This is a genomic window from Streptomyces sp. Je 1-4 4N24 (genome assembly GCF_026239515.1).
In the GTDB taxonomy this organism is placed as follows: Bacteria; Actinomycetota; Actinomycetes; order Streptomycetales; family Streptomycetaceae; genus Streptomyces; species Streptomyces nigrescens.
Genome location: NZ_CP110836.1, coordinates 833,942 through 860,110 on the forward strand (window position 1 = coordinate 833,942; position 26,169 = coordinate 860,110).

Annotated in this window: 25 protein-coding genes and 1 pseudogene; 18 read left to right on the forward strand and 8 right to left on the reverse strand. The window is 69.7% G+C overall.

Annotation, left to right across the window (positions count from 1 at the left end):
- Positions 1–113: 113 nt before the first annotated feature.
- Both SLV14N_RS03295 and gcl read right to left on the reverse strand, forming a co-directional pair.
- A pseudogene (locus tag SLV14N_RS03295) lies at positions 114–416 on the reverse strand (NAD-binding protein); the annotation flags it as partial.
- A 98-nt stretch (positions 417–514) separates the two neighbouring features.
- Positions 515–2,296 (reverse strand): glyoxylate carboligase, encoded by a 1,782-nt coding sequence (gene gcl / locus SLV14N_RS03300; RefSeq protein ID WP_263267949.1) that lies wholly within the window; start codon positions 2,294–2,296, stop codon positions 515–517.
- 377 nt (positions 2,297–2,673) lie between these two features.
- Between gcl and SLV14N_RS03305 the strand changes: the two genes are divergently transcribed.
- The 7 genes from SLV14N_RS03305 (at position 2,674) to SLV14N_RS03335 (ending at position 9,532) form a co-directional block, all read left to right on the forward strand.
- Entirely contained in the window at positions 2,674–3,933 is a 1,260-nt protein-coding gene (locus SLV14N_RS03305) for a DegT/DnrJ/EryC1/StrS aminotransferase family protein (protein WP_263267950.1), read from the forward strand.
- Positions 3,934–4,696: 763 nt separating this feature from the next.
- On the forward strand, positions 4,697–5,335 hold the full coding sequence (locus SLV14N_RS03310) for a response regulator transcription factor (RefSeq protein ID WP_208679648.1): 639 nt from the start codon (positions 4,697–4,699) through the stop codon (positions 5,333–5,335).
- 43 nt (positions 5,336–5,378) lie between these two features.
- Positions 5,379–5,789 (forward strand): PaaI family thioesterase, encoded by a 411-nt coding sequence (locus tag SLV14N_RS03315; protein WP_259670718.1) that lies wholly within the window; start codon positions 5,379–5,381, stop codon positions 5,787–5,789.
- Positions 5,790–6,120: 331 nt separating this feature from the next.
- Entirely contained in the window at positions 6,121–6,858 is a 738-nt protein-coding gene (locus SLV14N_RS03320; protein ID WP_018092612.1) for a Phenylacetic acid catabolic protein, read from the forward strand.
- 72 nt (positions 6,859–6,930) lie between these two features.
- A complete protein-coding gene (locus tag SLV14N_RS03325; protein ID WP_208679650.1) occupies positions 6,931–7,725 on the forward strand; it encodes a hypothetical protein in 795 nt (264 codons plus the stop codon).
- A gap of 84 nt (positions 7,726–7,809) precedes the next feature.
- Positions 7,810–8,886: a Glu/Leu/Phe/Val dehydrogenase dimerization domain-containing protein gene (locus tag SLV14N_RS03330; protein ID WP_208679651.1), complete on the forward strand. Its 1,077-nt coding sequence runs from the start codon at positions 7,810–7,812 to the stop codon at positions 8,884–8,886.
- Positions 8,887–8,917: 31 nt separating this feature from the next.
- The gene (locus SLV14N_RS03335) at positions 8,918–9,532 is read left to right on the forward strand and encodes a nitroreductase (RefSeq protein ID WP_208679652.1); all 615 of its coding nucleotides are present in this window, start codon (positions 8,918–8,920) and stop codon (positions 9,530–9,532) included.
- Positions 9,533–9,614: 82 nt separating this feature from the next.
- Here the strand turns inward: SLV14N_RS03335 and SLV14N_RS03340 are convergent, their stop codons facing one another.
- Together SLV14N_RS03340 and SLV14N_RS03345 are read right to left on the reverse strand one after the other, a co-directional pair.
- Complete coding sequence (locus SLV14N_RS03340; RefSeq protein WP_208679653.1) at positions 9,615–10,394, reverse strand: SDR family NAD(P)-dependent oxidoreductase; 780 nt, start codon at positions 10,392–10,394, stop codon at positions 9,615–9,617.
- A gap of 183 nt (positions 10,395–10,577) precedes the next feature.
- Positions 10,578–11,804, reverse strand: a complete 1,227-nt coding sequence (locus SLV14N_RS03345) for an acyl-CoA dehydrogenase family protein (protein ID WP_208679654.1) — start codon at positions 11,802–11,804, stop codon at positions 10,578–10,580.
- Between the two features lie 162 nt (positions 11,805–11,966).
- Between SLV14N_RS03345 and SLV14N_RS03350 the strand changes: the two genes are divergently transcribed.
- Positions 11,967–12,614 (forward strand): TetR family transcriptional regulator, encoded by a 648-nt coding sequence (locus SLV14N_RS03350; protein ID WP_208679655.1) that lies wholly within the window; start codon positions 11,967–11,969, stop codon positions 12,612–12,614.
- A gap of 36 nt (positions 12,615–12,650) precedes the next feature.
- On the opposite strand, the gene def is transcribed toward SLV14N_RS03350, so the two are convergent.
- Positions 12,651–13,211 carry a peptide deformylase gene (gene def / locus SLV14N_RS03355; RefSeq protein WP_208679656.1) on the reverse strand — a complete coding sequence of 187 codons (561 nt, stop codon included), beginning with the start codon at positions 13,209–13,211 and terminating at the stop codon, positions 12,651–12,653.
- A gap of 185 nt (positions 13,212–13,396) precedes the next feature.
- Here def and SLV14N_RS03360 point away from each other — a divergent pair, with 185 nt between their 5' ends.
- The 5 genes from SLV14N_RS03360 to SLV14N_RS03380 all read left to right on the forward strand — a co-directional run bounded on the left by SLV14N_RS03360 (position 13,397) and on the right by SLV14N_RS03380 (position 17,950).
- The gene (locus SLV14N_RS03360) at positions 13,397–14,635 is read left to right on the forward strand and encodes a MurT ligase domain-containing protein (RefSeq protein ID WP_262042200.1); all 1,239 of its coding nucleotides are present in this window, start codon (positions 13,397–13,399) and stop codon (positions 14,633–14,635) included.
- A 28-nt stretch (positions 14,636–14,663) separates the two neighbouring features.
- Positions 14,664–15,392 (forward strand): type 1 glutamine amidotransferase, encoded by a 729-nt coding sequence (locus tag SLV14N_RS03365; RefSeq protein WP_208679658.1) that lies wholly within the window; start codon positions 14,664–14,666, stop codon positions 15,390–15,392.
- A 190-nt stretch (positions 15,393–15,582) separates the two neighbouring features.
- A complete protein-coding gene (locus tag SLV14N_RS03370; protein ID WP_208679659.1) occupies positions 15,583–16,608 on the forward strand; it encodes a 6-phosphofructokinase in 1,026 nt (341 codons plus the stop codon).
- A 117-nt stretch (positions 16,609–16,725) separates the two neighbouring features.
- A complete protein-coding gene (locus SLV14N_RS03375; protein ID WP_208679660.1) occupies positions 16,726–17,685 on the forward strand; it encodes a cytochrome c oxidase assembly protein in 960 nt (319 codons plus the stop codon).
- A 106-nt stretch (positions 17,686–17,791) separates the two neighbouring features.
- Positions 17,792–17,950, forward strand: a complete 159-nt coding sequence (locus tag SLV14N_RS03380) for a hypothetical protein (RefSeq protein ID WP_026170157.1) — start codon at positions 17,792–17,794, stop codon at positions 17,948–17,950.
- A gap of 22 nt (positions 17,951–17,972) precedes the next feature.
- On the opposite strand, the gene SLV14N_RS03385 is transcribed toward SLV14N_RS03380, so the two are convergent.
- Both SLV14N_RS03385 and SLV14N_RS03390 read right to left on the reverse strand, forming a co-directional pair.
- A complete protein-coding gene (locus SLV14N_RS03385; RefSeq protein ID WP_208679661.1) occupies positions 17,973–18,392 on the reverse strand; it encodes an SSI family serine proteinase inhibitor in 420 nt (139 codons plus the stop codon).
- A gap of 207 nt (positions 18,393–18,599) precedes the next feature.
- Positions 18,600–19,280: a hypothetical protein gene (locus SLV14N_RS03390; protein WP_208679662.1), complete on the reverse strand. Its 681-nt coding sequence runs from the start codon at positions 19,278–19,280 to the stop codon at positions 18,600–18,602.
- A gap of 415 nt (positions 19,281–19,695) precedes the next feature.
- Between SLV14N_RS03390 and SLV14N_RS03395 the strand changes: the two genes are divergently transcribed.
- The 3 genes from SLV14N_RS03395 (at position 19,696) to SLV14N_RS03405 (ending at position 22,545) form a co-directional block, all read left to right on the forward strand.
- A complete protein-coding gene (locus SLV14N_RS03395; protein ID WP_263267954.1) occupies positions 19,696–20,442 on the forward strand; it encodes a 1-acyl-sn-glycerol-3-phosphate acyltransferase in 747 nt (248 codons plus the stop codon).
- 113 nt (positions 20,443–20,555) lie between these two features.
- On the forward strand, positions 20,556–21,611 hold the full coding sequence (locus SLV14N_RS03400; RefSeq protein WP_263267956.1) for an NAD(P)-dependent oxidoreductase: 1,056 nt from the start codon (positions 20,556–20,558) through the stop codon (positions 21,609–21,611).
- Between the two features lie 91 nt (positions 21,612–21,702).
- On the forward strand, positions 21,703–22,545 hold the full coding sequence (locus tag SLV14N_RS03405) for a TIGR02452 family protein (RefSeq protein WP_263267957.1): 843 nt from the start codon (positions 21,703–21,705) through the stop codon (positions 22,543–22,545).
- Positions 22,546–22,629: 84 nt separating this feature from the next.
- Here SLV14N_RS03405 and SLV14N_RS03410 read toward each other — a convergent pair whose 3' ends face one another.
- A complete protein-coding gene (locus SLV14N_RS03410) occupies positions 22,630–24,258 on the reverse strand; it encodes an alpha/beta hydrolase (protein ID WP_263267958.1) in 1,629 nt (542 codons plus the stop codon).
- A gap of 626 nt (positions 24,259–24,884) precedes the next feature.
- Between SLV14N_RS03410 and SLV14N_RS03415 the strand changes: the two genes are divergently transcribed.
- Positions 24,885–25,268, forward strand: a complete 384-nt coding sequence (locus SLV14N_RS03415; protein WP_208679666.1) for a hypothetical protein — start codon at positions 24,885–24,887, stop codon at positions 25,266–25,268.
- A gap of 43 nt (positions 25,269–25,311) precedes the next feature.
- Positions 25,312–26,160, forward strand: coding sequence for a hypothetical protein (locus SLV14N_RS03420; RefSeq protein WP_263267960.1), 849 nt, complete (start codon positions 25,312–25,314; stop codon positions 26,158–26,160).
- Positions 26,161–26,169 lie beyond the last annotated feature (9 nt).

Here is a 26,169-nt window from a genome sequence, read left to right on the forward strand (position 1 = left end):
ACACCCATTTGAACGGTGAACAACAGGCTGGCGTTCCACACGCAAGACGTGATGGTCATCACTCCGGGGCCACCCTCGCCGTCGCCCGCCGCTCGCCCGAGCAGATGTCGGACTCAGCTTTCGGTGGTGTGTCCGGAGAGGCGTTCGACGCCGCGCAGGAGGGCGGAGTGGTCGAGGCCGCCGTCGCCCTGGGCGCGGAGGGCGGCGACGAGTTGGGCGACGACGGTGCCGACGGGCAGGGCGGCGCGGGCGGCGTCGGTGACGATGCCCATGTCCTTGTGGTGCAGGTCGATGCGGAAGCCGGGCTTGAAGTCGCGGGTGGTGAAGTTGTCCTTCTTGCGGGCCAGGACGGTGGAGCCGGCCAGTCCGCCGCCCAGGACGTCGAGGGCGGCGGGCAGGTCGACGCCGGACTTCTGCGCCGCCGGGGGGGTGAGGGGAGGGGCGGCGCACCGGGCGCGGGGGTGCACACCGCGCCCGGCACTCCGTCCGGATCGAGTCCGGCGCCGGTCCGGCGTCAGACCTTGAGCGGCTTGATCGCGGTGGGCGCGTGACCGGGCTCGGTCGCGATGTCCTCCCACTCGTTGACACTGGCGATGTCGGAACCGCTCATCGAGATATTGGTGATCCGCTCAAGGATGGCCTCGACGACGACCGGGACGCGGTGCTCGGCGGCCAGCTTCTTGGCCTCCTCGAAGGAGGCGCCCAGCTGACTCGGGTCGGTGACCCGGACGGCCTTGCAGCCCAGGCCCTCGGCGACCTTGACGTGGTCCACGCCGTAGACGCCCAGCTCCGGCGAGTTGATGTTCTCGAACTCCAGGTTGACCTGGAAGTTGATGTCGAGGTTGCGCTGCGCCTGACGGATCAGCCCCAAGTAGGCGTTGTTCACCAGGACATGGATGTACGGGATCTTGTGCTGGGCGCCGACGGCCAGCTCTTCGAGCATGAACTGGAAGTCGTAGTCGCCGGAGAGCGCGACGACCGGCGTCTCCGGGTCGGCGGTGGCGACGCCCAGCGCGGCCGGGATGGTCCAGCCGAGCGGGCCGGCCTGGCCGCAGTTGATCCAGTGGCGCGGCTTGTAGACGTGCAGCATCTGCGCGCCGGCGATCTGGGAGAGGCCGATGGTGGTGACGTAGCGGGTCTCCGGGCCGAAGGCCTTGTTCATCTCCTCGTAGACGCGCTGCGGCTTCATCGGGACGTTGTCGAAGTGCGTACGGCGCTGCAGCTGGGCCTTGCGCTCCTGGGTGGCGGCCGCCCAGTCGCCGCGGTCGGGCAGCTTGCCGGCGGCCTTGAGCTCCTTGGCCACCTCGACGAACAGCTCCAGCGCGGCCCTGGCGTCCGAGGCGATGCCGTAGTCCGGGGCGAAGATCTTGCCGATCTGGGTCGGCTCGATGTCGACATGCACGAACGTGCGGCCCTGGGTGTAGACGTCCAGCTTGCCGGTGTGGCGGTTGGCCCAGCGGTTGCCGATGCCGAGGACGAAGTCGGACTCCAGGAAGTTCGCGTTGCCGTAGCGGTGCGAGGTCTGCAGGCCGACCATGCCGGCGTTCAGCTCGTGGTCGTCGGCGAGGATGCCCCAGCCCATCAGGGTGGGAACGACCGGTGTGCCGGTCAGCTCGGCGAACTCCACCAGCAGGTCGGAGGCGTCGGCGTTGATGATGCCGCCACCGGCGACGATCAGTGGGCGCTCCGACGCGTTCAGGAGCGTGAGGGCCTTCTCGATCTGGGCGCGGGTAGCGGCCGGCTTGAAGGCCGGCAGCGGCTCGTATGTCTCGGGGTCGAAGTCGATCTCGGTCAGCTGGACGTCGATCGGCAGGTCGATGAGGACCGGCCCGGGGCGTCCGGAGCGCATCAGGTGGAAGGCCTGCTGGAAGACGCCGGGGACCTGCGCGGCCTCCATCACCGTGGTGGCCGCCTTGGTGACCGGCTTGGCGATCGAGGCGATGTCGACGGCCTGGAAGTCCTCCTTCTGGATCACCGCGGTGGGGGCCTGGCCGGTGATGCACAGAATCGGGATCGAGTCACCGATCGCGGAGTAGAGGCCGGTGATCATGTCCGTGCCGGCCGGGCCGGAGGTACCGACGCAGACGCCGATGTTGCCCGGACGGGTCCGGGTGTAGCCCTCGGCCATGTGCGAGGCGCCCTCGACATGACGCGCCAGCGTGTGATCGATCCCGCCCGCGCCCTTGAGCGCCGCGTAGAAGGGGTTGATCGCGGCACCCGGCACTCCGAAGGCGTGGGCCACACCCTCCCGCTTGAGGATCTCCACCGCGGCGCGGGCGGCTGTCATTCGAGGCATCGAGTACTCCTGCGTCGACCTGTCACGGGCAAGCTCCAGCGCAGCGCCGGAGAGGGTTAATTCCGTATCGTGGAACTAATGTTTTGCTTTATGGAAGGAAAGTAGAACGCAGCGATGCAGCCGTCAAGGGGATGCGGGAGGGGGGCCGGGGTGGCCTCGTGGAACGGCAACGCAAACGCCCGGCCAGATACCGGCCGGGCGTTCGTACAGGGCAAACGGGATGGGCCCCGACCACCGGACGGCCGCCCCGTCGCCGGGCTGCGCAAGTTGACCTAACTGACCTTGCTGACCGCCGCTGACTCTTCACCGGCAGCCGCGCCTCGACTGTCATAGGACCGCACCTCTTTGGCGCACCAGAGACGATCTGGGGGGAACAGATGCTGGACAAGAGTTACGTCGTGCCCTGGGGGAAGCGGGGCAGCATGTCGACCGACGCCGAGGCGGCCGTACTGGCCGACCTCGTCCACGAGAGCACACCGCTGCCGGCGGGCACCCGGCGCGAACGGTTCGAGCGCTCCTTCGCCGAAGCGGTCGGCAGCCGGCACGCGATCTCGGTCAACAGCGCGGCGGTCGCCCTGCACATGGCGATCCGGATGCTCGACCTGGCCCCCGGCGACGAGGTGATCGCCACCCCCCAGACCCACCGGGCCACCGTCCAGCCGCTGCTCGACCACGACGTACGGGTCCGGTTCTGCGATATCGACCCGACCACCCTCAACCTCGACCCGGCCGCACTGCAGGCGCTGATCACCCCGCGCACCCGGGCCCTGCTACTGGTGCACTACGGCGGCTGCCCCGCCGAGATGGACACGGTCATGTCACTGGCCCGGCGCCACGGCTTCCTGGTGCTGGAGGACTGCGTGCATGCCCTGGGCGCCCGCTACCGCGGCCACAGCCCCGGATCCCTGGCGGACATCGCCACCTTCAGTCTCCGCAACGACAAGGCCGGCACCGTGCTCGGCGAGGGCGGTCTGATCACCTGCGACCGGGACGACTGGGCGCGGCGGCTGCACCGGCTACGCGCCCACGACACGGACACCCCGACCGCGCACCCCCGGCCGGCCCGGCCGACGGAGCCGTGCGTACTTCCGGCGGCCACGTACACCACGCCTCTCCAGCGCGGCTGTGTACGGCGGCCCGGCAGCGACGCGACGATGCCGGAGGCGGTCGCGGCCCTCGGCCAGGCCCAGCTCGCCGGGGTCGAGACCGCCGCGGCGAAGCGCCGCGCGCTCGCCGGGCGGCTGGACGAAGTCCTCGCCCGCTACCCGTTCTTCACCCCGCAGTCGGCGCCCGCGCACAGCACCCACGCCTACCACCTCTACACCTGCCTCGCCGATCACCAGGAGCTGCGCGACCGGCTCGTCCTGGCCCTGGACCGCAGGGGGGTCGAGATCCAGCTGCGCTACTTCCCCCAGCATCTGCTGCCGCAATGGCGCCACCGCGGCCATCTGCGCGGCGAGTGCCCGGTCGCCGAACGCAGCTGGTTCGAACAGCACCTCAACCTCCCCTGCCACGCACTACTGACGCCCCATCAGGAGGACTACCTCATCGAGGCGTTGGACGGCTCACTGGCAGAGCTGAACGGCGGGGCGCCGGCCCCGGCGACAGTGCCCGCGACGGTCTGCGGACAGAGGTAGCGAGCGGCGGAGAGGGGGACGGAAGGGCGCGGCCCGGCGCATCCTGCGGGACCATCCGCACTCCCCCTGAGCCGTCGTACGGGCGGAGTGCGGGTGCCGTACGCGTACGCCCGGCCGCCGCCGATCACTGCGTACGGCCGTGATCTCGTCTGCCCAATCATGGCCGCCGGAGCGCATCATGGCCCGATTCTGCACAAGAGACGGGGGAACCATTCCTGGTGGACGAGGTACCGATTGTTTTCGGAAAAATTGGCCGGTTCGGAGTTGCGTCGCTATCAATAGCCCGATCTGGCATATGTCATTCAGATCTCCCCATGATGGATACCGTGATGTACGCTACGGCGTACGTCCAGCGTCGACAGAGGGGGGATACGCCTTGAGTGTGAAGCAGATGCTCGCGCACATGACTGACGCTCTCCATCGGCCATGGGAAGCTGGAGCGGCTTGCGTAACGGGATATCCGGACAAGGTTCGGCACCCGAAGGGGGCGACAAGTCGGGCAACCCGCACTTAAGCCTTCGTTCTGCTGCGCACTCGTTCCTCACCCACGCCGGATCACCTTGGATCCCTTTCATTCCCTGAAGAACTGCGCTATGCCGACGGTCCCGAGACCTGACCTCGTTGCTGCGTTTCCCGTTGACCAAGGGGAAACGCAGCTCATTATCGGTTCGGCATTCTGACCTTATTCGATCTTGTGGTCGTATCTGAACCCGGCCCTCCGCAGAGGTCCGCAGACGGCCATTCGGGGAGTAGGACGCCGTAGATGGCTCAGATACAACTGCTGATCGCCGATGACCAGGTCGTGACCCGATCCGGCCTCATGGCGATGACCAGGGAGGCTCCCGGACTTGACGTGGCCGGCGTGGCACAGGACGCGGCAGGTGTCCTGACCGCCGTTGACCGCGAGGACCCCGACATCGTCCTGCTCAATCTCCGCAAACTGACGGGTGACAGCTTTCGCCATCTCGTCCAGCTGATCGGTGCGCATGCCTCGATCATCGTCCTGTGCTGTCACGACTCGGTCGTCACGCTCCAGGACGCTTTACGGGCCAAGGTCGCCGGGTTCATGGACCTGGAAATCCTGCAGGAGGACTTCGCCAGCGTGATCACCCTGGTCAGCCGGGGCTGTGCGGTGTATCTCCTCCCGCGTGACCGGCTTTCCGATATCAGTACCGAATATCCGACGTCATCGACATCGGTAGCGATTTCGAGTCTCACCTCGCGAGAGAACGATGTTCTGCTGCTGCTGGCCGCGGGTATGACGAACAAACAGATCGGTTCCACTCTCCATATCGCAGAGAATACCGTCAAGAAGCATGTGCATCGCGCAATGATCAAGTTATCGGCTTCCAACCGGGTGGAAGCGGCGCTGCTCGTCTCCCAGCACGGTCCGAAGCGGTGAGCGGCACACGACAGTCCTGATTCGTTGCTATGTTACGTCGATGATGGATATTGACGCAGCTCAAGCCGTCCTCGATAACAGCCCCTTCGGACCCTGGTGGGGATTCAAGGTGGAAGCTGTCGGGAAGGGGCAGGCCAAGGTCTCCTTACGCTCGCGCCCTGAACTCTTCCGCCCCGGCGGCGTCCTCCAGGGCGGGTGCGCGATGACGCTCGCCGATGTGACCTGCTGGATCGCGATCATGTCGCTGTTCGGCGAGGACGATCCGTCCGTCACCCAGCAGATGACGACGAGTTTCCTCGGCCCGGCGCGCACCGATCTGGTCTGCGAGTCGACGATCGTCCGGCCCGGCCGCCTGATCGTCTACGGCACCGCCGACACGACCGACACCGCCGGCAAGCTCGTCTCCCACCACACCCTGACCTATATCCGGCCACCGGAGCGGAAAGTGGCCTGAGGAACCCGTCGGTTCCCAGCCAAACCCCCTTGCCCGCGGCCTTCTCGGCGACAACCTGCCCGCCCCATCCGCCCATCCGTCAACACGCGTCATCCGTGACCCCCTGCACCACGCGACAGCGGCGTGTGGTGCAGGGGGTCACGTGCGTGCCGACGGACACCGACGGGGCTCTGGCGCGGCTTCCGGGCCCGGAAGGTACCCACGAAGTACCCCGAAAGAGCCACCGGGCTACCCCCATCGTTCCCGGCAGATACGGCCCCATCGTGGCCTACCGGCGCCGCGAACTGCCCGAATAGGCTGAATTTCATCAGCTACCCGGAGGAGAATTCGTATGGGGACCGTCTTTTCGGAGACTGTGGACCTGGAGAGCGTCGGTGAACTCCCGGAGGAATACCGTGAGGTGCTGACGCATCAGATGCTCGCCAATGGCGAAGGCGAGCTGAGCGCGGGCGACACCTACGTGGACTCGTTCTATCCGCTGGCGCCCAATGCCGACGAGCGCTATATGTGCCTCAAGTTCGGCATGGAAGAAGTGGACCACTTCCGGCGCTTCGCCAAGCTGCTCACACCGCTCGGTGTCGACACCTCGCACATGGTGAATCAGGCCGTGGCCGAACGGCGTTACTTCCCGGCCGAGAGCATGACCACGCAATTCACCGTCTGGGAGGAGCGCGCCGCATTCAGCTTCCTCTGCGAGCTCGAAGGCCATTTCCAGATCAAGGAGATGACCACGAGCACCTACGCGCCGCTGCGTGCCGAGGCCGCCGCGATCCTCAAGGAGGAGGCCCGGCACTTCGGTTACGGCAAGCGCCTGATGCAGGAGTCGTACGACGCCGGTGCGCAGTCCCGTGACCGGGCCCAGAAGGCGCTGGACAAGTTCTACCCGATGGCGCTGGACATGTTCGGGCGGCCCGACTCCCGCCGCGGACGTCTCGCGGTCCGGTGGGGCCTCCGTAAGAACGACAACGGAGAGCTGCGCGAGCTCTACAAGACCGCGATCGCGGGGCACATCGAGAAGATCGGATTCTCCGTGCCCAAGGTCGACCCCTCGCAGCTCCAGTTCGCCTGAGCGGCGCCGGCCCGGCGTCCTCGCAAACGATCCACCTCACCGGAACCATCCACCTCACCGGAGTAGGAATCGATGACGACGACCGACACGCTGATCGACCGGATCAAGACGCACCGCGTCTTCGACCACCCGCTCTACGCGCACTGGGCCGCAACGCCCCCGTCCGCCGAGGTCTCGGGCGCGCTCTTCCACCAGGTGCAGTCGTTCTGTGCCGCTACCCGCCCCGGCGGCGAGTTCCCCACCGCCCTGCGCAGCCTCGGCTGGAACGAACAGGCTCTCCTCATCGAGGAGATCGTCGACAGTGAGTCCGGGCACGGCCCCGAGCTCGCGACGATGGCGGGCCACATCGTGAACCGCACCGGTTCCCAGGTCTTCGACGACGTGTACGACACGACGCGGGTCGAGGCGTGGCTCAAGAGCTCGTCGGACCGGCTGCTCGCCGGGCTGCCGGGGTACGACCGCGAGACCGGTCTGACGCCTCAGGCGGCGGCCGCCATCGAGGTGTTCCGGCGCCGGTTCTCCTCCGACGCCGAGACCACCGTCCGCAACCTCGGCACGGCGCTCGCGCTGGAGATCATCTCCAACCAGTCCCTGATCCCGGGTGAGAAGCGCGCGCTCGTCGACTCCGGCCACTACAAGGCCGACATCGACGAGCCGGAGATGCATTACATGGCGGAGCACTGGGGTGACGACGGTGCCGAGCAGCAGCACGAAGCAAATGTGATCAAGGCTGTCTCGTCCGTCATGGACGCTTCGAACAGCGAGCAGATCGAGCAGGGTGTGGAGGACTTCCTCTCATCACTGTGCGCACTGTGGGACGTCCTGGACGCGGCGCTGCTCGCATCCGGACTGCAGCCGGCCGAATAATTCTCTGCCGGACGGGCCGGCGGTTCACGCCTCAAGGCGGGGCCGCCGGCCCGGCTGTCACTGGACGGAATTCTGGGGTGAGTTATGAGTGTGTTCAAGGAAATGGACGGCCACGAGCAGGTTCTTTTCAGCTCCGGCCCCGGCGGGCTCCGGTGCGTCATCGCCCTTCATTCGACACTGCTGGGCCCCGCACTCGGCGGCGTCCGCTATCTTCCGTACCGCGATGACGACCAGGCGATCGACGACGCATTACGTCTTTCCCGCGCGATGACATACAAGGCGGCCTGTGCGGGCCTCGATATCGGGGGCGGAAAGGCCGTCATTTTCGGTGGCGCGGGCGTCGAGAAGTCGGAGGCGCTTCTCCGTGCGTTCGGGCAGGCGGTCGAGTCCCTCTCCGGACGGTTCATCGCTGCCTGCGACATGGGTATCACCACCGCCGATCTCCGGGTCATGCGCAAGGAATCCCAGTGGATACGCGGTCTGGATGCCGAGGAGGGTGGCTCCGGTGAATCGGGCGCCATGACCGCCTACGGCGTGAGCCTCGGTATCCGGGCCTGCCTGGAATACCTCGACGGCAGCGACCGCCTGGAAGGCCGCCATATCGCCATCGACGGCGTCGGCAAGGTGGGAGCCCGGCTTGCGGGCCACCTGGCGGACGGCGGCGCACGGCTGACCGTGGCCGACATCGACCAGGAGAAGGCCGAGCGGGTGGCCGAGGCATGCGGGGCGGAGGTCGTGAGCCGGGAGAAGCTCTACCTGCTCGATGTGGACGTCCTCAGTCCGAACGCGGTCGGCAACGTCATCGACGCCGACCTGGTGGACAACCTCCGCTGCCGGATCGTGGCGGGCGGGGCCAACAACCAGCTCGCCGCACCGGTGATCGCGGACCGGCTCGCGGCACGCGGCATCCTGTACGCACCGGACTTCGTGATCAACGCGCTCGGCCTGATCCAGGTGGTCGACGAGCTGCATCCCGCGGGCCATGACATGAACCGGGTCAGGAAGGACGCGGAGCTGATCCCGGAACGGCTCGTCGAGATCTTCACCAGGGCGAAGAACCTGAACATCAGCACCGCCGGCGCCGCGATCAGCATGGCGCGGGACCGTCTGGCGGCCGTACGGGGCGTGCGGTCGTTCTGGCTGCCGCCGCGGTGCCGGTGAGCGGGCACGGAGCGAGGAGGAGCGACCACTGATGGAGTTGGAAGCCGCCATCCGGACCCGCCGCAGTGAGCACCGTCTGATCGAACCCGCCCCGAGCGACGAGGAGTTCGTCGATCTGCTCGGCTGGGCGGCAACCGCGCCCGACCACGGCCACCTCCGCCCCTGGCGGTGGATCCTCGTGCGCGGGGACAGCCGGACGGCGCTGGGCGAGTCCTTCGCGTCCGGCGCCACCGACGCGGAGACCGTACGCCGGGAGATGCGGAAACCACTGCGCGCCCCGCTCCTGGCGACGCTGGTCTTCGTGCCCCGGCGCAACCACCGCGTGCCGGACTGGGAGCAGCTCGCCGCGAGCAGCGCGATGGTCAACTCGCTGATGCTGCTCCTGCACGACAGGGGTTTCGGCAGTATCTGGCGCACCGGCTCGCCCGTCGACTCCGCCGAGACCCGTACGCTGCTGGGCCTCGCCCCGCACGAAGGACTCATCGGCTGGCTCTACATCGGCAGCCCGGACCCCACCCGGCGTTCCGTCCTGCGCGCCCCGGTACCGGTCAGCCACCGGGTCTCCCGGTTCACGCCGGAGAGCCGCCCGGAGCAGCCCGGCCCGCGCCGGCCCACCGGTCACCAGCGGGTGAGCGACACGCTCTGACCACGGGCGGTACGGGCGGCCGGAGTGCGCCGTCCGCCCGTACCGGCCTGCGGGGCCACATGGGCCGGATGCGGTGTCGGGCTCAGTGAACGGAGAACCCGCCGTCGACGAAGATCGCCTGCCCGGTGACATAGCCGGAGGCCCGGCCGGCCAGGAACACCGCTGCTCCGGCGAAGTCCTCGGCCAGGCCGTTGCGTCCGACCAGCGTGCGCTCGGCCAGCGCCGCCACCTTCTCCGGGTCGGACGCCAACCGCGCGTTGAGCGGGGTCATGACGAAGCCGGGCACCAGCGTGTTGCAGGTGACACCGTGTGGCGACCACGCCTCGGCCTGAGAACGGGCCAGTGACTCCAGCGCGCCCTTGGAGACCCCGTAGGCGCCGCTCTGGACGAACGCCCGGTGCGCCTGCTGGGAGGTGATGTGGATGATCCGCCCGAAGCCCCGCTCGGCCATGCCGGGCCCGAACCGTTGGCCCAACAAGTAGGGCGCCTCCAGGTTCACCGCCATCGTCGCGTCCCACGTCTCCTCGCCCAGCTCGCCCATCGGCGGCCGCAGGTTGATCCCGGCGCTGTTGACGAGGATGTCGGGCTCGCCGAACGCCTCGGCTGCCTGCTCCGCCGCCGCGCGCACCCCGTCGCGGGTGCTCAGGTCGGCGCTCACCCAGGCCGCCCGGCAGCCGTCCGCCGCCAGCTCATCGACCGTGGCGGCCAGTTCCGACTCCTTGCGCGCCACGATCACCACGCTCGCCCCCGCTCGCGCGAGAGCCCTGGCGATGGCTCGGCCGATGCCGGAACTTCCGCCCGTCACCACGGCGTTCCGGCCGTCCAGCGAGAACAGTTCGGAGAGATAGCTGGGTGAGGTCATGCCCGCACCCTAGAGGGCGAAGGTCCGGCCGGACGAAGGCGGCCATCCACGCGTTGCTCCCCCCAAAAAATCTCCCACAAGTCGTTCGAGGCGCCTGGGAGACATCCAAGGGCCCCACCTCGAAGAGAGCGGGGCCCTACCTTCCTTCTGCATGAACTAAGCGCGCTCTGCCGGTAGTTGACCTCAGCGGATCGGCATCCCGGAGAGCGTCCGGGCGATGACCAGGCGCTGGATCTCGCTGGTGCCTTCGAAGATCGTGTAGATGGCGGCGTCGCGGTGCATCCGCTCGACCGGGTACTCGCGGGTGAAGCCGTTACCGCCGAGGATCTGTACGGCCTGGGCGGTGACCTTCTTGGCGACCTCGCTGGCGAAGAGCTTCGACATGGAGCCCTCGGCAGAGGTGAACGGCTTGCCGTTCACCGCCATCCAGGAGGCGCGCCAGACCAGCAGGCGGGCGGCGTCGATCTGGGTGCGCATATCGGCGAGCTGGAAGGCCACGCCCTGGTTGTCGATGATCGGGCGGCCGAACTGGGAGCGGGTTTTGGCGTACTCCAGCGCCTCCTCGTAGGCCGCGCGGGCAGTGCCGACCGCCATCGCGCCGACGGCGGGCCGGGAGGCCTCGAAGGTGGCCATGGCGGCGTTCTTCACCCTCTCGGCGTCCTTCTTGGCGTTCTCCCGGGCGCGGGCGAGGCGCTCGTCGAGCTTCTCCTTGCCGCCGAGCAGGCAGTGGCCGGGGATCCGGACGTTCTCCAGGACGACCTCGGCGGTGTGCGAGGCGCGGATGCCGTGCTTCTTGAACTTCTGCCCCTGAGTGAGACCGGGGGTGTTCGGGGGGACGATGAAGGAGGCATGGCCCTTGGAGCCGGCGTCCGGGTCGACGACCGCGACGACGACATGGACGTTGGCGATGCCGCCGTTGGTGGCCCAGGTCTTGGTGCCGTTGAGCACCCACTCGTCCTTGGCCTCGTCGTAGACCGCGCGGGTGCGCATGGCGGCGACGTCGGAGCCGGCGTCCGGTTCCGACGAGCAGAAGGCGGCGACCTTGACGTCATGGACGTCGCCGTACATCTGCGGGACCCAGGTGCCGATCTGCTCCTCCGTGCCGTTCGCGAGCACACCGACGGCAGCCAGGCCGGTGCCCACGATCGACAGACCGATACCGGCGTCGCCCCAGAACAGCTCCTCCATCGCCATGGGGATGCCGAGGCCCGTGGGGTCGAAGAACTGCTGGGCGTAGAAGTCGAGGGAGTACAGGCCGATCTTGGCGGCCTCCTGGATGACGGGCCAGGGGGTCTCCTCGCGCTCGTCCCACTCGGCGGCGGCGGGGCGCATGACGTCCGCGGCGAAGCCGTGAATCCAGTCACGGACTTCCTTCTGCTCGTCGTTGAGCTCCATGGTGAACTCGGCCATGTCCCCTCCAGCTGCTGCAGGCATTACGGTGTTACTAGCGGTAACCCGCAGTGTGTTACTCGCCAGTAAGCGGTGTCAACTCCCCTGGGAACGAAATCGCCGTGGAGATCGGGTGTTACGTTGCGCCAGCGCCACGGATTCACAAGGGTGGGGAGCACGACCATGGAAAGCACAGAGCACAGCGGCCGCCGGCAGACGGCGACCGAGCGCAGACGGCGGGAGCTGCTGGAGGCCGCCGAGCGCATTGTGCTGCGCGACGGCCCGGACGCCTCGATGAACGCCATCGCCGCCGAGGCAGGTATCACCAAACCGATCCTCTACCGGCACTTCGGCGACAAGGGCGGGCTGTACCGCGCGCTCGCCGTACGCCACACGGATGCCCTACTCGCCAACCTGGCGACCGCACTGGACGCCCCCGTCCTGCGCCGGGACCGGGTCGAGGCCACCCTCGACGCCTACCTCCTCGCGATCGAGGCCCGGCCGCAGGTGTACCGCTTCCTGATGCACCCGTCGGACGAGGACAACGCGTCCGAGTCCGGCTTCGACGTCGGACGGCACTCCGCTCCGCTGCTGCGCCGGCTCGGCGAGGAGCTGGCCAAGGTGATCACCGACCGGCTCGACCTGGGGCCGGGCGGCGAGCTGACGGCGCGCGTATGGGGCCATGGCATCGTCGGCATGATGCATGGCGCCGGTGACTGGTGGCTGCGCGAACGCCCTTGCACACGTGAGGAGTTGGTCAGGCAGCTGGCCGATCTGCTCTGGGGGCAGCTGGCCGCGGTCGAGGACCGCACGGACGGCCCCGGCTTCTGAGCGCCGGTCCGTGAAACGGCGGGAAGCGCCGGTCGCTCAGCGGCCGGACGCCTCCGCTGGGGCGGCCCACGGGGCCTTGGCCGCCGCGCGCAGCGTCCGGCGGCGGCGCAGCCCGGTGAGGCGGTCGACGTAGAGACCACCGTCGAGATGGTCGCACTCGTGCTGGAGACAGCGGGCGAAGAAGCCGGTGCCGGTCACCGTCCGGGGCTCGCCGGTGACGCTGACCCCGGTCACGACGGTGTGGTCGTGGCGCGGGGTGCCGGCTTCGATGCCGGGGAGCGAGAGGCAGCCCTCCGGTCCGCGGATGACCGGTCCGTCGACGTCGACGAGCCGGGGGTTGACCAGATGCCCCAGATGACGGCGGTCCTCGTCGTCGGGGCAGTCGTAGACGAAAACCCGCAGCGGGACACCGATCTGGTTGGCGGCGAGGCCCACCCCCTGCGCGGCATACATCGTCGCGTACATGTCCTCGACCAGCCGGGCCAGCTCGTCGTCGAAGACGGTGACCTCCTGACAGGGCTCGGTCAGGGCCGGATCGCCGAGCAATCGCAGCGGGCGGACATGGCCGGAACTGCCGGGAATGGTGCGGGGACGCATGGGGACAAGCGTACGGTCCTGCACAGCACGGATGTCGCCGCACGGGTGGCGGGGTTCGGGGCTGCGGCCGGACCTCGATAGGCTGATCCCCGACCGAAGCCCCGGCCGGTCATCGGCTGCGGAGGAGGCGTTCCACCCTCAGCCCCACGGCAGGCGGGCGCCGGATGCAAGGAGGATCAAAGACGATGGCAGGCAACACGGAGCCGCTGTCGCCGCGGGCCAAGCTGGCCGTGACGGCGGGCAAGGCCGCGGCGGCGGTATCGCGCGCGGCGGGCCGCGGCAGCGGATCGGTGATCGGTGGCCGGGTGGCGCTCAAGCTCGACCCCGACCTGCTGGCGCGGCTGGCCAGGCACTTGGACGTCATCCTGGTGTCGGCGACCAACGGCAAGACGACCACGACGCGGCTGATCGCTGAGGCGCTGCGGGCCAGCGGTCCGGTGGTCTCCAACGCGCTCGGCGCCAATATGCCGGCGGGCATCACGTCCGCGCTGGCCGGTGGATCGGACGCCCGCTACGGCGTCATCGAGGTGGACGAGAAGTACCTCGCCGGTGTGGCACGCGATGTGACGCCGAAGGCCATAGCGCTGCTGAACCTCTCGCGCGACCAGCTCGACCGCGCCGCGGAGACCCGGATGCTGGCCGAGCACTGGCGCGAGGGACTGGCCGGCTCCAAGGCGCTGATCATCGCCAACGCGGACGACCCGCTGATCGTATGGGCGGCCTCGTCGTCCGCGAATGTGGTGTGGGTCGCGGCCGGGCAGGAGTGGAAGGACGACGCCTGGTCCTGCCCCTCGTGCGGTGGTGTGATGCAGCGGCCGGGCGAGGACTGGTTCTGCGCCGAGTGCGGCTTCCGCCGCCCCACGCCCAGCTGGGCGCTGTCCGGCGATCATGTCCTCGACCCGCACGGCAGCGCCTGGCCGATCAAGCTCCAGCTGCCGGGGCGCGCCAACAAGGCGAACGCCACCACGTCCGCCGCGGTCGCCGCCGCCTTCGGGGTGCCGCCGCAGGTGGCCCTGGAGCGGATGTACTCGGTGCAGGCGGTGGCCGGACGCTATGACGTGGTCACCTTCATGGAGCGGGAGCTGCGGCTGCTGCTGGCGAAGAACCCGGCCGGCTGGCTGGAGACGTTCTCGCTGATCGACCCGCCGCCCACCCCGGTGATCATGTCGGTGAACGCCCGCGGCGCGGACGGCACCGACACCTCCTGGCTGTGGGACGTCGACTACACCCGGCTGGCCGGGCACCCGATCTTCGTGCTCGGCGACCGCAAGCTGGACCTTGCGGTGCGGCTGGAGGTCGCGGGTCTGGACTTCCAGGTCTGCGAGAGCCTCGACGAGGCGGTGCAGCTGGCACCGCCCGGCCGGATCGAAGTCATCGCCAACTACACGGCCTTCCAGGACCTGCGCCGGCGCGTGGGCAACTGACGTGATGCGCGGACAAGGACGAGCGAGCATGAGTGACAACAGCCTGCGTCTGGTGTGGATCTACCCGGACCTGCTGAGCACGTACGGCGACCAGGGGAACGCCCTGGTGGTGGAGCGGCGGGCGCGCCAGCGCGGACTGGACGTCCAGCGTCTGGACGTACGGTCCGACCAGCAGATCCCCACCTCCGGTGACATCTACCTGATCGGCGGCGGTGAGGACCGGCCGCAGCGGCTGGCCTCCGAGCGGCTGATCCGCGACGGCGGGCTGAGCCGGGCGGTCTCCAACGGCGCGATCGTGTTCTCGGTGTGCGCCGGCTACCAGATCCTGGGCCATGAGTTCATCAATGACCTCGGGGAGCGGCAGCAGGGCCTGGGGCTGCTGGACGTGGTGAGCACCCGCGGCGAGGCCGAGCGCTGCGTCGGCGACGTACTCGCCGATATCGACCCGCAGTTGGGGCTGCCGCCGCTGACCGGCTTCGAGAACCACCAGGGCGTGACACACCTGGGCAAGACCGCCCGGCCGTTCGCCAAGGTGCGCTTCGGCAAGGGCAACGGTGTCGGCGACGGCTACGAGGGCGCGTGGAACGACACCGTCTTCGGTACGTACATGCACGGCCCGGTGATGGCGCGCAATCCGCACATCGCCGACCTGCTGATCAAGCTGGCGCTCGATGTCAATGCGCTGCCTCCGGTGGACGACACCTGGTACGAGGCGCTGCGCCAGGAGCGGATCGCCGCGGCGACCCAGCCCGCTTGATACCGGTTGATTCGCCTTTCGGGCGGTTTGCGGATATTCGCTCTGCGCCCGAATTGCCGGCATTCCGTACGCCCGCAGTCCGCACTGCGGGCGTACGTGTTCCCGGCGGCCCCGCGCTTGTAGGGTGAGCGGGATCCAACCGGACGACGGGGTCCGGGCCCCCGGTTGAGCTGCAGAGGTTTTTCGAGCAATGCGTATTGGTGTCCTCACCTCCGGCGGCGACTGCCCCGGACTGAACGCCGTCATCCGGTCCGTCGTCCACCGCGCCACCGCTGATCACGGCGATGAGGTGATCGGCTTCCGCGATGGCTGGAAGGGCCTGCTGGAGTGCGATTACCGCAAGCTCGACCTCGATGCCGTCGGCGGCATCCTGGCGCGCGGCGGCACCATCCTCGGGTCGTCGCGGGTGCAGCCCGCGCATCTGCGGGACGGTGTGGAGCGGGCCCGCGGCCATGTCGCCGAGCTGGGCCTGGACGCGATCATCCCGATCGGCGGCGAGGGCACGCTGAAGGCGGCGCGGCTGCTGTCGGACGCCGGGCTGCCGATCGTGGGCGTCCCGAAGACCATCGACAACGACATCGCGGTCACGGATGTGACGTTCGGCTTCGACACCGCGGTGGGGGTCGCCACCGAGGCGCTGGACCGGCTCAAGACCACCGCCGAGTCGCACCAGCGGGTGATGATCGTCGAGGTGATGGGGCGGCACACCGGCTGGATCGCGCTGCACTCGGGGATGGCGGCCGGTGCGCACGCGATCGTGGTGCCGGAGCGGCCCTTCGACATCGACGAGCTCACCGCGCGGGTCTCCGAGCGCTTCGAGGCCGGCAAGAAGTTCGCCATCGTGGTGGTCGCCGAGGGCGCCAAGCCGCGCGAGGGCACCATGACCTTCGACATCGGCGGCAAGGACATGTACGGCCACGAGCGGTTCGCCGGCGTCGCCCGGCAGCTGTCCGTGGAGCTGGAGAACCGGCTCGGCAAGGAGGCGCGTCCGGTCATCCTCGGGCACGTCCAGCGCGGCGGCACCCCGACCGCGTACGACCGGGTGCTCGCCACCCGCTTCGGCTGGCACGCCGTCGAGGCCGCGCACCGGGGCGACTTCGGGATGATGACGGCGCTGCGCGGCACCGACATCACGCTGGTGCCGCTGGCCGAGGCCGTGGAGACGCTCAAGACGGTGCCCGCGGAGCGCTACGACGAGGCCGAGTGCGTGCTGTGACCTCACTGGCCCCGGCGCGATAGTTCCGCGCTGCACGAACCGCCCCCGGCCGCTCCCGTGGCCGGGGGCGGTTCTAGTCTTGTCGCCGGAGTATCGGTACGAATCAGGAGCGAGCGGATGGATCACAGCGGGCACGGCATGGACGGCATGAACATGGATCTGCCGCCGTTCACGCTGGGGAGGGGCCTGGAGTTCGGTGGTGATCCGGTCTTTCTCGTCGGCTGTCTGCTGGGGCTCGGGCTGTACGGCTGGGCGGTGATCCGGCTGCGGCGCCGGGGAGACGCCTGGCCGGTGGGCCGGACCGTCGCCTGGGCCCTGGGCCTCCTGTCGGTGGCCCTGGTGATGTGCACCCGGCTCAATGACTACGGCATGGCGATGTTCAGCGTGCACATGGTCCAGCACATGGTCATCAGCATGCTCTCGCCGATCCTGCTGCTGCTCGGGGCGCCGGTGACGCTGGCGCTGCGCGCCCTGCCGGCCGCCGGGCGCGGCCGTAAGGGACCGCGCGAACTGCTGGTGGCGCTGCTGCACAGCCGCTACATGCGGATCATCACGCACCCGGCGTTCACCATCCCGCTGTTCATCGCGAGCCTCTACGCGCTCTACTTCTCGCCGCTGTTCGACTTCCTGATGGAGTCCCGGGCCGGGCACATCGGGATGATGGTGCACTTCCTCGCGGTGGGCCTGGTGTTCTTCTGGCCGATCATGGGCGTCGACCCGGGCCCGCACCGGCCGGGCTATGTGATGCGGATGCTGGAGCTGTTCGCGGGCATGCCGTTCCACGCGTTCTTCGGCATCGCGCTGATGATGGCCTCGGAGCCGATGGTCCACACCTTCCTGAACCCGCCCGCCTCGCTCGGGATCGACGCGCTGTCCGACCAGACGGCCGCCGGCGGCATCGCCTGGGCCTTCAGCGAGATCCCGTCCGTGGTGGTGCTGATCGCCCTGGTCTTCCAGTGGTACAAGTCCGAGGAGCGTCAGTCGCAGCGCGCGGACCGGGCCGCCGACCGCAACGGCGACAAGGATCTGGCCGACTACAACGCCTACCTCGCCTCGCTCAACGCACGGGGGCAGTGACGGCGGTCGACATCTGGCGGTACGGGCCGCGGCCGGGGACGATGGTCCCATGGCCGCGGCCCGCGTCGTTCGCCGGCGTACGGGCCGCCGTGAGGAGGGTGCGGGTATGCCCGGATCTGCGAGGACGATGGCCGTGTGCACGGTGGGCGGGCTGGTGGTGGCGACCGCCTACACCGTGGCGCTGGGCGCCAATGGCTGGGTCTGGTTCTCCTGGGTGGTGCTGGCGCTGGTGACGATCGGGGTGGTGGCCGCGCGGCCGGTCTGATCCCGTCGGCGCGGGGCGCCGTTCAGAAGCGGAAGACGGGCCCGGTGGCGGAGTCCATCGTGCAGGCGTTGGGGTACTCCTTGCGCCAGTTGACCGGGACACCGCGCCAGGTGCCGGTCGCGGTGACGGTGACCGGGTCGAACTCCCTGGTGCAGTTGTGCGGCTCGCCGGGCAGCGCGTCCAGATCCCCGCGGGCCCAGGTCAGCGCGTCACAGGCGGCGCCCGCGTGCGGATGTCTGCGGTGGATGTCCGGGCAGCTGAGCCGGACCCCCCGGACCCAGGTGTTGGCCGCTCCGGACACGGTGAGCTGCAGGCCCTGATCGCCGGACGGCGGCTCATCGGCGCCGGCCGGACCGGCGCAGAGCAGGGCGGCGGACAGGGTGGCAAGCACAGTGGCGGGCAGGGTGGCACGGACGGATCGGCGTCGACGGCTCACGGGCATCGTGGTCTCCTGGGAACGCTCGGTGGGATCACATGCCGGAGCCCGACAGGGTCACGCGGCGCCCGGCGGCCCCAGGGCATCTCGCCGCGACCCGGCGGGACAAGCGGCCACGCCGTGAGGTCGCCCGTACGGCCTGCGGATGCCGCCCAGGAGACAGGGTGGCCGGCAGCGGAGGAGGCGGCTCCGCTGCCGGCCACCGGACCGGAGTTACCCCACGCGCTCGATGCGGGCGCGCCGGATCAGGTTCTTGCCCTCTTCACGTACCTCCTCGAAGGCCGCGTTGTTCAGCAGCACACAGCTGCCCGATGTGGACGTGACGGAGACCGTCGTCGACTTGTTGTTGTCCAGGTTGGTCACCTTCAGTTTGGTCCCGGTGGGGAACTCGCCACTGGACGCCGCGGGTGCGCCGCCCTCGCCGGAGAGGGTCACCGTCGAGCCGGGGCACACCACATCGCCGTCGCCGGCCGGCGGGGCGGCGGAGGCGGACGAGTCGTCGGACGCGGGCGGGTCGTCCGACGCGGGTGGCTGTGCCGATCCGGGCGGCGCCTGAGACGCGGACCCTGCGCCGTCGGCGGGTGGCTCGTCCGCCGGCGGAGCGCCCGCGGCCGCACCCCCGTCCGCGGAGCAGCCGGCGGCCTTCTGCTTCGCCTGGATCTCCTTGATCACGGCTTGCCGGTTGGCGATCCGCGCCGCCGACTGCGCGTCCGGCTTGGCCTGCTGGTCGGCGATGAACTTCTGATTGTTGCTCAGCGCGGTGGCCAGCCCGTCGCATGCCGCCGACGCCTGGCTGGTGCCCGTGGTGGCGATGGCAATGCCGCCGACCAGTGCCGCGGCACTGACACAGATGATGATCTTCTGACGTCGGCCAACTGTTCTCTTTCGGGACATCTATGGCTCCTGTCCTCGGCCCGGCCCGTGGGGTCAGGCTCGCTTGCCGGACAGTACGGTGCGCCAATCCGCCTCTGTTCAGGGCGAGTTGAAAGTTGTCCGCGGATGCCAAAGCGGATACCGAAAGGTAACAAGCCGCGCGATGATGCCGGGTGCGTGCGTGTGGTGTCCCGGGCGTCCTACGCCTCGCGCCGCCGGAGCAGCCGGCGCGCCGACCGACCAGCGCATCCGGTGTGCGGCGATCAGCGGGGATCCCGCGTGGCCGCTGGGTACCGGAAAGGGTAAGCATCGATCCGGCCCAAGGTGGTTACCCGCGGCGGCACTTGCCCATAAACTCACTGGCCGCCTCCGGGCCCGCTCATGACCCGGTGCGAGGTAGCCGCCCAGGCGGGCCGACGGAACAGGGAGCTGCGCCGTGCTCTATCAGGTACTGAAGTACCTCCTTCTCGGGCCCCTGCTGCGGCTGGTGTTCCGGCCGCGGATCGAGGGGCTCGGCCATGTGCCGGAGGAGGGCGGGGCCATCATCGCGAGCAACCATCTGTCGTTCGCCGATCACTTCGTGATGCCGGCGATCGTGCCGCGCCGGGTGACGTTCCTGGCCAAGGCCGAGTACTTCACCGGACCCGGTCTGAAGGGGCGGCTGACCGCGGCGTTCTTCCGGGGCGTCGGGCAGATTCCGGTCGACCGGTCCGGCGGCCGGGCCTCGCAGGCGGCGCTCTCCTCGGGGCTCGCCGTCCTGCACAAGGGCCGGTTGCTGGGCATCTACCCGGAGGGCACCCGCTCGCACGACGGGCGGCTCTACAAGGGTCGTACCGGCGTCGCCGCGATGGCCCTCATCGCGGGAGTGCCGGTGGTGCCGTGCGCGATGATCGGCACGTTCGAGGCGCAGCCGACGGGCCGGCGGCTGCCGCGCGCCATGCGGATCACCATCCGCTTCGGCGCGCCACTGGACTTCTCGCGCTATGCGGGGCTGGAGGACGAACGCACCGTGCTGCGTGCCGTCACCGACGAGATCATGTATGCGATCCTCACCCTGTCCGGGCAGGAGTACGTCGATACGTACGCGGGCGAGGCCAAGGCCGAGGCGCAGGCACAGGCGCGGGCACAGGGGCGGGCACAGGGGCGGCGGGGGCACGGGAGCGGGAAAGGGCCCGCGCGCTGAGCGGCCGACCCGGGCCCGGCTTCCGGCTTCCGGCTTCCGGCTTCCGGGGGAGCGTCTTGCGCCGTGGGCGAACCGTCAGGCGGCTGCCGTCCGGCGGCTCGTAGGGTCCCGCCATGACTTCAGGCACTGCAGTGGTGATCGGGGCGAGTGGGCAGATCGGGCGCGCGGCGGTGCGGGCCCTGGCGCGGGACGGCTGGGAGGTGCGGGCCGCGTCCCGGCACGGCGCGCGCGACGCCTCCTGGCCCGAGGAAGTCCGCTCGGTGGCGGTGGACCGGGAGGACGACAGCGCACTGGCCGGGCTGATCGGCGAGGGCTGTGACGTACTGCTGGACTGCGTGGCGTACGGCGCCGCGCACGCGAAGCAGCTGACGGCCCTGGCGGACCGGATCGGGTCGGCCGTGGTGATCTCCTCGTGCGCGGTGTACGCGGACGACCGCGGGCGCAGCTTCGCGACGATGGATGAACCGGACGGCTCCCCCGTCTATCCGCTGCCCGTTCCCGAGACCCAGCCGACCGTGCCGCCCGGTGACGAGGACTACGGCACCCGCAAGGCCGCCCTGGAACGGGCGCTGCTGGCGCAGGGCGACCGGCTGCCGGTGACGCTGCTGCGGGCCTGCGCCGTGCACGGCCCGTACAGTCCGCTGCCCCGTGAGCTGTACTTCGTCAAGCGGGTGCTGGACGGGCGCCGGGTGCGGGTGCTCGCCTACGGCGGCAGCAGCCGTTTCCATCCGGTGCATGTCGACAACCTCGCGGAGCTGGTCCGGCTGGCGGCCCGCCGGCCGGGCTCGCGGGTGCTCAACGCGGCCGATCCGCAGGCGCCGACGGTGGCGGAGATCTCGGCGGCGGTGGATGCGGCGATGGGCGCGCCGGAGAGCGAGGTCGTGCGCGTGGACGGTGCCCCGCCGTCGTCCGACGTCGGCGACACCCCGTGGTCGGTCCCGCATCCCCTGGTCTACGACATGACCGCGGCAGAGCGCGAGCTGGGCTATCGCGCGGTGACGACGTACGAGGAGTCGCTGCCCGCGACGGTGGCCTGGCTGGCCGACCAGGTCAAGGGGCGGGACTGGTGGGAGCTGTTCCCGAGGATGGCCGGCTTCTACCCGGACGAGAAGCTGTTCGGGTACGCGGCCGAGGACCGGTGGCTGGCGGAGCGGGGCGGGAAGCGCTGAGAACCGCGGCGGGCGGCGATATCCGTTCGCGGGGTGCGCGGGCGGCCCGTACCTTGATCGCTATGAAGCAGCGGATACGGGGGTGCCGACGATGAGCGCCCGATTGCGTGGGATGGCACAGGAGACGGAGCGGATCGTCGCGGCGGGTGCGTACCGCGCCCCGAGCGGACGGCTGGTGGAGATCGCGGCGGCGGTCGGACGGGCGCGGTCCGGAACCCGGCTGTACGGCCCTGAGCCGGTCGCCGTGGCAGGGCCGTCGCCCGGTGTGCGCACGGTGTTCGAGGTGACGGGGGAAGGCAGTCTCACGGCCGGGCGGCGGCTGGCCGAATCGGGTGCGGGGCCGCTCGCCGTGCTGAATTTCGCCTCCGCGCGCAATCCCGGCGGCGGCTATCTCAACGGCGCTCAGGCCCAGGAGGAGGCGCTGTGCCGTGGGTCGGCGCTCTACACCTGTGTGCGCGAGGCCCCGGACTTCTATGCCGCCCATCGCGCCGATCCCAGCCCGTTCTACAGCGACCGGGTGCTCCTCTCCCCCGGTGTGCCGGTGTTCCGCGACGACCGCGGCAAGCTGCTCGAAGTGCCGTACGAGGCGGGCTTCTTGACGGCCGCCGCACCGAACGCCGGGGTGATCGCACGGCAGCGGCCGGCCGAGACGGGACGGGTGGCGGCGGCGCTGGCGGTGCGTGCGGAGCGGGTGCTGGAGGTCGCGGCGGCCGGCGGGCACCGGCAGCTGGTGCTCGGCGCCTGGGGCTGCGGGGTCTTCCGCAATGAACCGGCCGAGGTGGCAGGGGCGTTCGCGGCGGCGCTGCTGCCCGGCGGACCGTTCTCCGGCTGGTTCGACCGGATCGTGTTCGCCGTGCTGGACCGCCGGGAGGACTCCCCCACCAGGGCCGCCTTCTCCGCGGTGTTCTCCGGTGTGAACGACGAGAGCGGCTGAGACGACGACAGGGGCGGCCGGGAGAGGTCCCGGCCGCCCCTGCGTGCCGTCCGTCATGCGGTGCCGGCACCTTTCATGCCGTCATCAGCGCACGGCAGGAAGGTCCACGGCGCCCAGGAGGGCCTTCGTCGTGGACGGCTTGGGCGTGGCGTGCGGGGCGCAGGTCACGTCCTTGGCGTCGGTCTTCCCGGTCAGGAAGTACGCGTCGACCCGGTCGTTGATGCAGGGGTTGACCTGGCCGGTGACACCGTGCGATCCGGCGTCCCGCTCGGTGATCAGGCGGGAGCCCTTGAGGCGACGGTGCAGCTCGACCGCGCCGCCGTACGGGGTGGCCGCGTCGCGGACGCTCTGCACGATCAGCACGTTCGGCAGACCCTTGCCGGTCTTGACGTCGACCGGCTGCTGCTGCTTGACGGGCCAGGTGGCACAGGGCAGGTTCATCCAGGCGTTGGACCAGGTCATGAACGGTGCCCGCTGGTGGATGCGGGTGTTGTCGCGGTCCCACTTCTTCCAGCTGGTGGGCCACTTGGCGTCGGTGCACTCGACGGCCGTGTAGACGGCGTTGCCGTTCTCCGCGGCGATGTTGCCCGCGGTGTCCTTGAGGTCCGGACCGGCGTTCTGCACCAGCGGCTTGCTGTCACCGGCGAGGTACGCGCTCCAGACCTCGGCGACCGAGGCCCACATGGAGTCGTAGTACGGCGCGTTCTGGAAGAAACCGGTCAGCTCGGCGGGGCCGACAACGCCCCCGATGGGCTTCTTCTTGGCGGTCGCCCGCAGCTTCTCCCACGCCGCCTGGACCTTCTTGGGGGTGTCCCCGATGTGGTACGTGGCGTCGTTCTTGGCGACCCACTTCTTCCAGTCGCCCCAACGAGTCTCGAAGGCGATGTCCTGGTCGAGGTTGGCCTGGTACCAGACCTTCTCACGGGAGGGGTCGACGACGCTGTCGACGAGCATCCTGCGGACGTGCCCGGGGAAGAGCGTCGCATAGACCGCGCCCAGGTAGGTGCCGTAGGAGACGCCCAGGTAGTTGAGCTTCTTCTCACCGAGCGCGGCACGGATCACATCGATGTCGCGGGCGGTGTTCGGGGTCGTCATGTGCGGCAGCAGGCTGCCGCTGCGCTCGGCGCAGCCGTCGGCGTACTGCTTGGCGAGCTTGCGCTGGGCGCGCTTGTCGGCCTCGCTGTCCGGCACCGGGTCGGCCTTGGGCGCCTTGACGAACTCCTGCGGGTCCATGCAGGAGATCGCCGCGGAGTGGCCCACGCCCCGGGGGTCGAAGCCCACGAAGTCATAAGCCTTGGCGGTCTTGGCCCAGAGCGCGTTCTTGGTGGTGATGCGGGTCGGGAACTTCATGCCCGAGCCGCCGGGACCACCGGGGTTGTAGAGGAGGGAGCCCTGTCGCTGCTTCTTGCCGCCGGTGCTGAGGGCACGGTCGACGGCGATCTTGATGGTGCGGCCGTTCGGCTTGGCGTAGTCGACCGGGACGGTGACATAGCCGCACTGGACCGGCGACTTGAGGCCCCAGTCCGCGGGGCAGTCCTGCCAGTCGATGCCCTTCTTGGCCGCGCGTGCGGCGGCGGTCGCCACACCGCGCGCTTCGGCCGAACCGCGCTGGTGCTGCTCACCCGCCTGGGCGGGCGTGGCAGTTATCGCTCCGGCGAGAAGCGCTCCGGACACCAGAGTTCCGGCGGCGCCGAGCGCTGCTGTTTTTCTCACGTGGTCAATTCCCCCTGCATGGTGTGCCACTGGTGGCGGCGTTGATCACAGGCTTACGGAGGGATCCTGTCGTGCGCCGTCCCCTCTTGAACAGGTTTGACCCGCACTTCTTTACCAACCTGTAGGTTTCTTGCCGTGCCGGTTGCCCGCCGGGGCTCGGAAACGGCCACTCGGCGGCGCCTTACGGACGAGTTCGCTCCGTCGGCGGCGCGGGCACCGGCGCCGCCGAACTGCGGACGAACGGCCGGACCTCGCAGGGGAACCCCACCATTCCGGCCAAGGACTCCGGCCCAAGACACGTGCTTCCTCGCCACCCGGGCCCCATCGGTGACATCCTCAACTTGGTCCGGACTTAAGGCAGTTGACGGCCGGCAGACGACAAACCAGCAGGCCGGGCCACTCGGTGGGGAGCGCAGGACCACGAGCGACCTGTGGAGTGCGGCACGGCGCAATGGCCGCCAAGAGGGCACGGAGGGGCGAGAATACGTCAATTGCCGTAGACCTGCTCCACAGGCATGTGCCAGCCGCACAGCTTCAGTAACCTTCCGTGAAGGCTCTCCCACTCACTGCCACGGGAGGGCTTCGGCGTTTTCGCGCTGTCAGAGCCGTCGCGAAGGAGATCCGAAGTGCCGGGTATCGATCAGGTGTTGTCCCAGGCAATGGGGATTCCGGGCGTTCTGGGCGCCGGACTGATCGACTGGACCAGTGGTCTGACACTCGGCACGGCGGGGCGGGCGCCGCACGGCGATCATGACGCGGCCGCCGCCGACACCGCCGAAGTGGTCCAGGCCGTGGCACGCAATGCCACCTTCGACACCTCGGGCGCCGGCGGCCCGGCCCTCGAAGACCTGATCATCACGGCCGAGGCCAGCTACCACCTCATCCGTTTTGTGCACACGGCCTTCGACAGCCAGACCTATCTCTACCTCTGGCTGGACCGCACCCAGGCCAATCTCGCCGTCGCCCGGCTCCGGCTGCGCGATCTGGCGGCGGAGCTGGTCGCGTCCTGAGAACGCGCTCCGCCACACCGCACGAACGCCAAAGGAACCAGCCATGGGCCTGCCCATATCCCCTCCCCCGCCCACCCCGGCCGGGCTGCTCGACCGGTGCGCCGCCGAGCGGGTCACCGGCGCCCTGCACGGCCCGCACGGCTGTTTCTACCTTCTCGACGGCGCGGTCTACTGCGTCGAGGGCAGCGCGGCGCCCGGTCTCGACATCCGCCTCATGGCGGCCGGGAAGGTGCCGCCGCAGGGCTGGCAGTACGCCGCCGAGCGGGCGGGACGGGAGCAGCGGGGCGCCCAATTCCTGGTCAGCGAGGGCTGGTTGACCCAGAGCGAACTGGAGATATGCCATCTCGCCGCCCTCCTCGACGCGGCGTTCTTCGCCCTTCCCCTGCCGCCCGAGGCCACCTCCTTCACCCCGGGGACCGCGCACTGGCTGGGTGTCGTACGGACCATCAGTGCCAGTGCACTCCAGCAGGCGACGGCCCACCGCCGGGCCCTGCTCGACCAGCTCCACCCCTGGGCGGCGGTCGACTCCTCCCCCGTCATACCCGTCCGCCCGCGCACCGCGGCCCCCACCACGGGCCGGCAAAGACGGCTGCTCGACCGTGCCGACGGCCGGCACACCCCGCATGAACTGGCCCGTCTGCTCGGACAGTCCGCGTTCGCGACCCTCCTCGACATCCGCCGCCTCGCCGCCGCCGGCCTCGTCCAGCTGCCCCCGGCTCCGACGGCACTCCCCCGGCGCCGGCCCGGCGCCTGCCTGGACGGGCAGCCCGCCCCCGCCGGAGGGCGCCCCACCGCGACCTGGCAACTACCGGTTCCGGACCTCCTCGACACCGCCGATCCGGATATTGCCCTCCTCGTCCGACTGCGTACGGCACTGGAGGAGAACCTGTGAGCCCTTGCG

Coding starts and splice junctions, on each gene's coding strand:
- gcl (WP_263267949.1), bottom strand. CDS start 2,296: ATGCCTCGAATGACAGCCGCCCGCGCCGCGGTGGAGATCCTCAAGCGG.
- SLV14N_RS03305 (WP_263267950.1), top strand. CDS start 2,674: ATGCTGGACAAGAGTTACGTCGTGCCCTGGGGGAAGCGGGGCAGCATG.
- SLV14N_RS03310 (WP_208679648.1), top strand. CDS start 4,697: ATGGCTCAGATACAACTGCTGATCGCCGATGACCAGGTCGTGACCCGA.
- SLV14N_RS03315 (WP_259670718.1), top strand. CDS start 5,379: ATGGATATTGACGCAGCTCAAGCCGTCCTCGATAACAGCCCCTTCGGA.
- SLV14N_RS03320 (WP_018092612.1), top strand. CDS start 6,121: ATGGGGACCGTCTTTTCGGAGACTGTGGACCTGGAGAGCGTCGGTGAA.
- SLV14N_RS03325 (WP_208679650.1), top strand. CDS start 6,931: ATGACGACGACCGACACGCTGATCGACCGGATCAAGACGCACCGCGTC.
- SLV14N_RS03330 (WP_208679651.1), top strand. CDS start 7,810: ATGAGTGTGTTCAAGGAAATGGACGGCCACGAGCAGGTTCTTTTCAGC.
- SLV14N_RS03335 (WP_208679652.1), top strand. CDS start 8,918: ATGGAGTTGGAAGCCGCCATCCGGACCCGCCGCAGTGAGCACCGTCTG.
- SLV14N_RS03340 (WP_208679653.1), bottom strand. CDS start 10,394: ATGACCTCACCCAGCTATCTCTCCGAACTGTTCTCGCTGGACGGCCGG.
- SLV14N_RS03345 (WP_208679654.1), bottom strand. CDS start 11,804: ATGGCCGAGTTCACCATGGAGCTCAACGACGAGCAGAAGGAAGTCCGT.
- SLV14N_RS03350 (WP_208679655.1), top strand. CDS start 11,967: ATGGAAAGCACAGAGCACAGCGGCCGCCGGCAGACGGCGACCGAGCGC.
- def (WP_208679656.1), bottom strand. CDS start 13,211: ATGCGTCCCCGCACCATTCCCGGCAGTTCCGGCCATGTCCGCCCGCTG.
- SLV14N_RS03360 (WP_262042200.1), top strand. CDS start 13,397: ATGGCAGGCAACACGGAGCCGCTGTCGCCGCGGGCCAAGCTGGCCGTG.
- SLV14N_RS03365 (WP_208679658.1), top strand. CDS start 14,664: ATGAGTGACAACAGCCTGCGTCTGGTGTGGATCTACCCGGACCTGCTG.
- SLV14N_RS03370 (WP_208679659.1), top strand. CDS start 15,583: ATGCGTATTGGTGTCCTCACCTCCGGCGGCGACTGCCCCGGACTGAAC.
- SLV14N_RS03375 (WP_208679660.1), top strand. CDS start 16,726: ATGGATCACAGCGGGCACGGCATGGACGGCATGAACATGGATCTGCCG.
- SLV14N_RS03380 (WP_026170157.1), top strand. CDS start 17,792: ATGCCCGGATCTGCGAGGACGATGGCCGTGTGCACGGTGGGCGGGCTG.
- SLV14N_RS03385 (WP_208679661.1), bottom strand. CDS start 18,392: ATGCCCGTGAGCCGTCGACGCCGATCCGTCCGTGCCACCCTGCCCGCC.
- SLV14N_RS03390 (WP_208679662.1), bottom strand. CDS start 19,280: ATGTCCCGAAAGAGAACAGTTGGCCGACGTCAGAAGATCATCATCTGT.
- SLV14N_RS03400 (WP_263267956.1), top strand. CDS start 20,556: ATGACTTCAGGCACTGCAGTGGTGATCGGGGCGAGTGGGCAGATCGGG.
- SLV14N_RS03405 (WP_263267957.1), top strand. CDS start 21,703: ATGAGCGCCCGATTGCGTGGGATGGCACAGGAGACGGAGCGGATCGTC.
- SLV14N_RS03420 (WP_263267960.1), top strand. CDS start 25,312: ATGGGCCTGCCCATATCCCCTCCCCCGCCCACCCCGGCCGGGCTGCTC.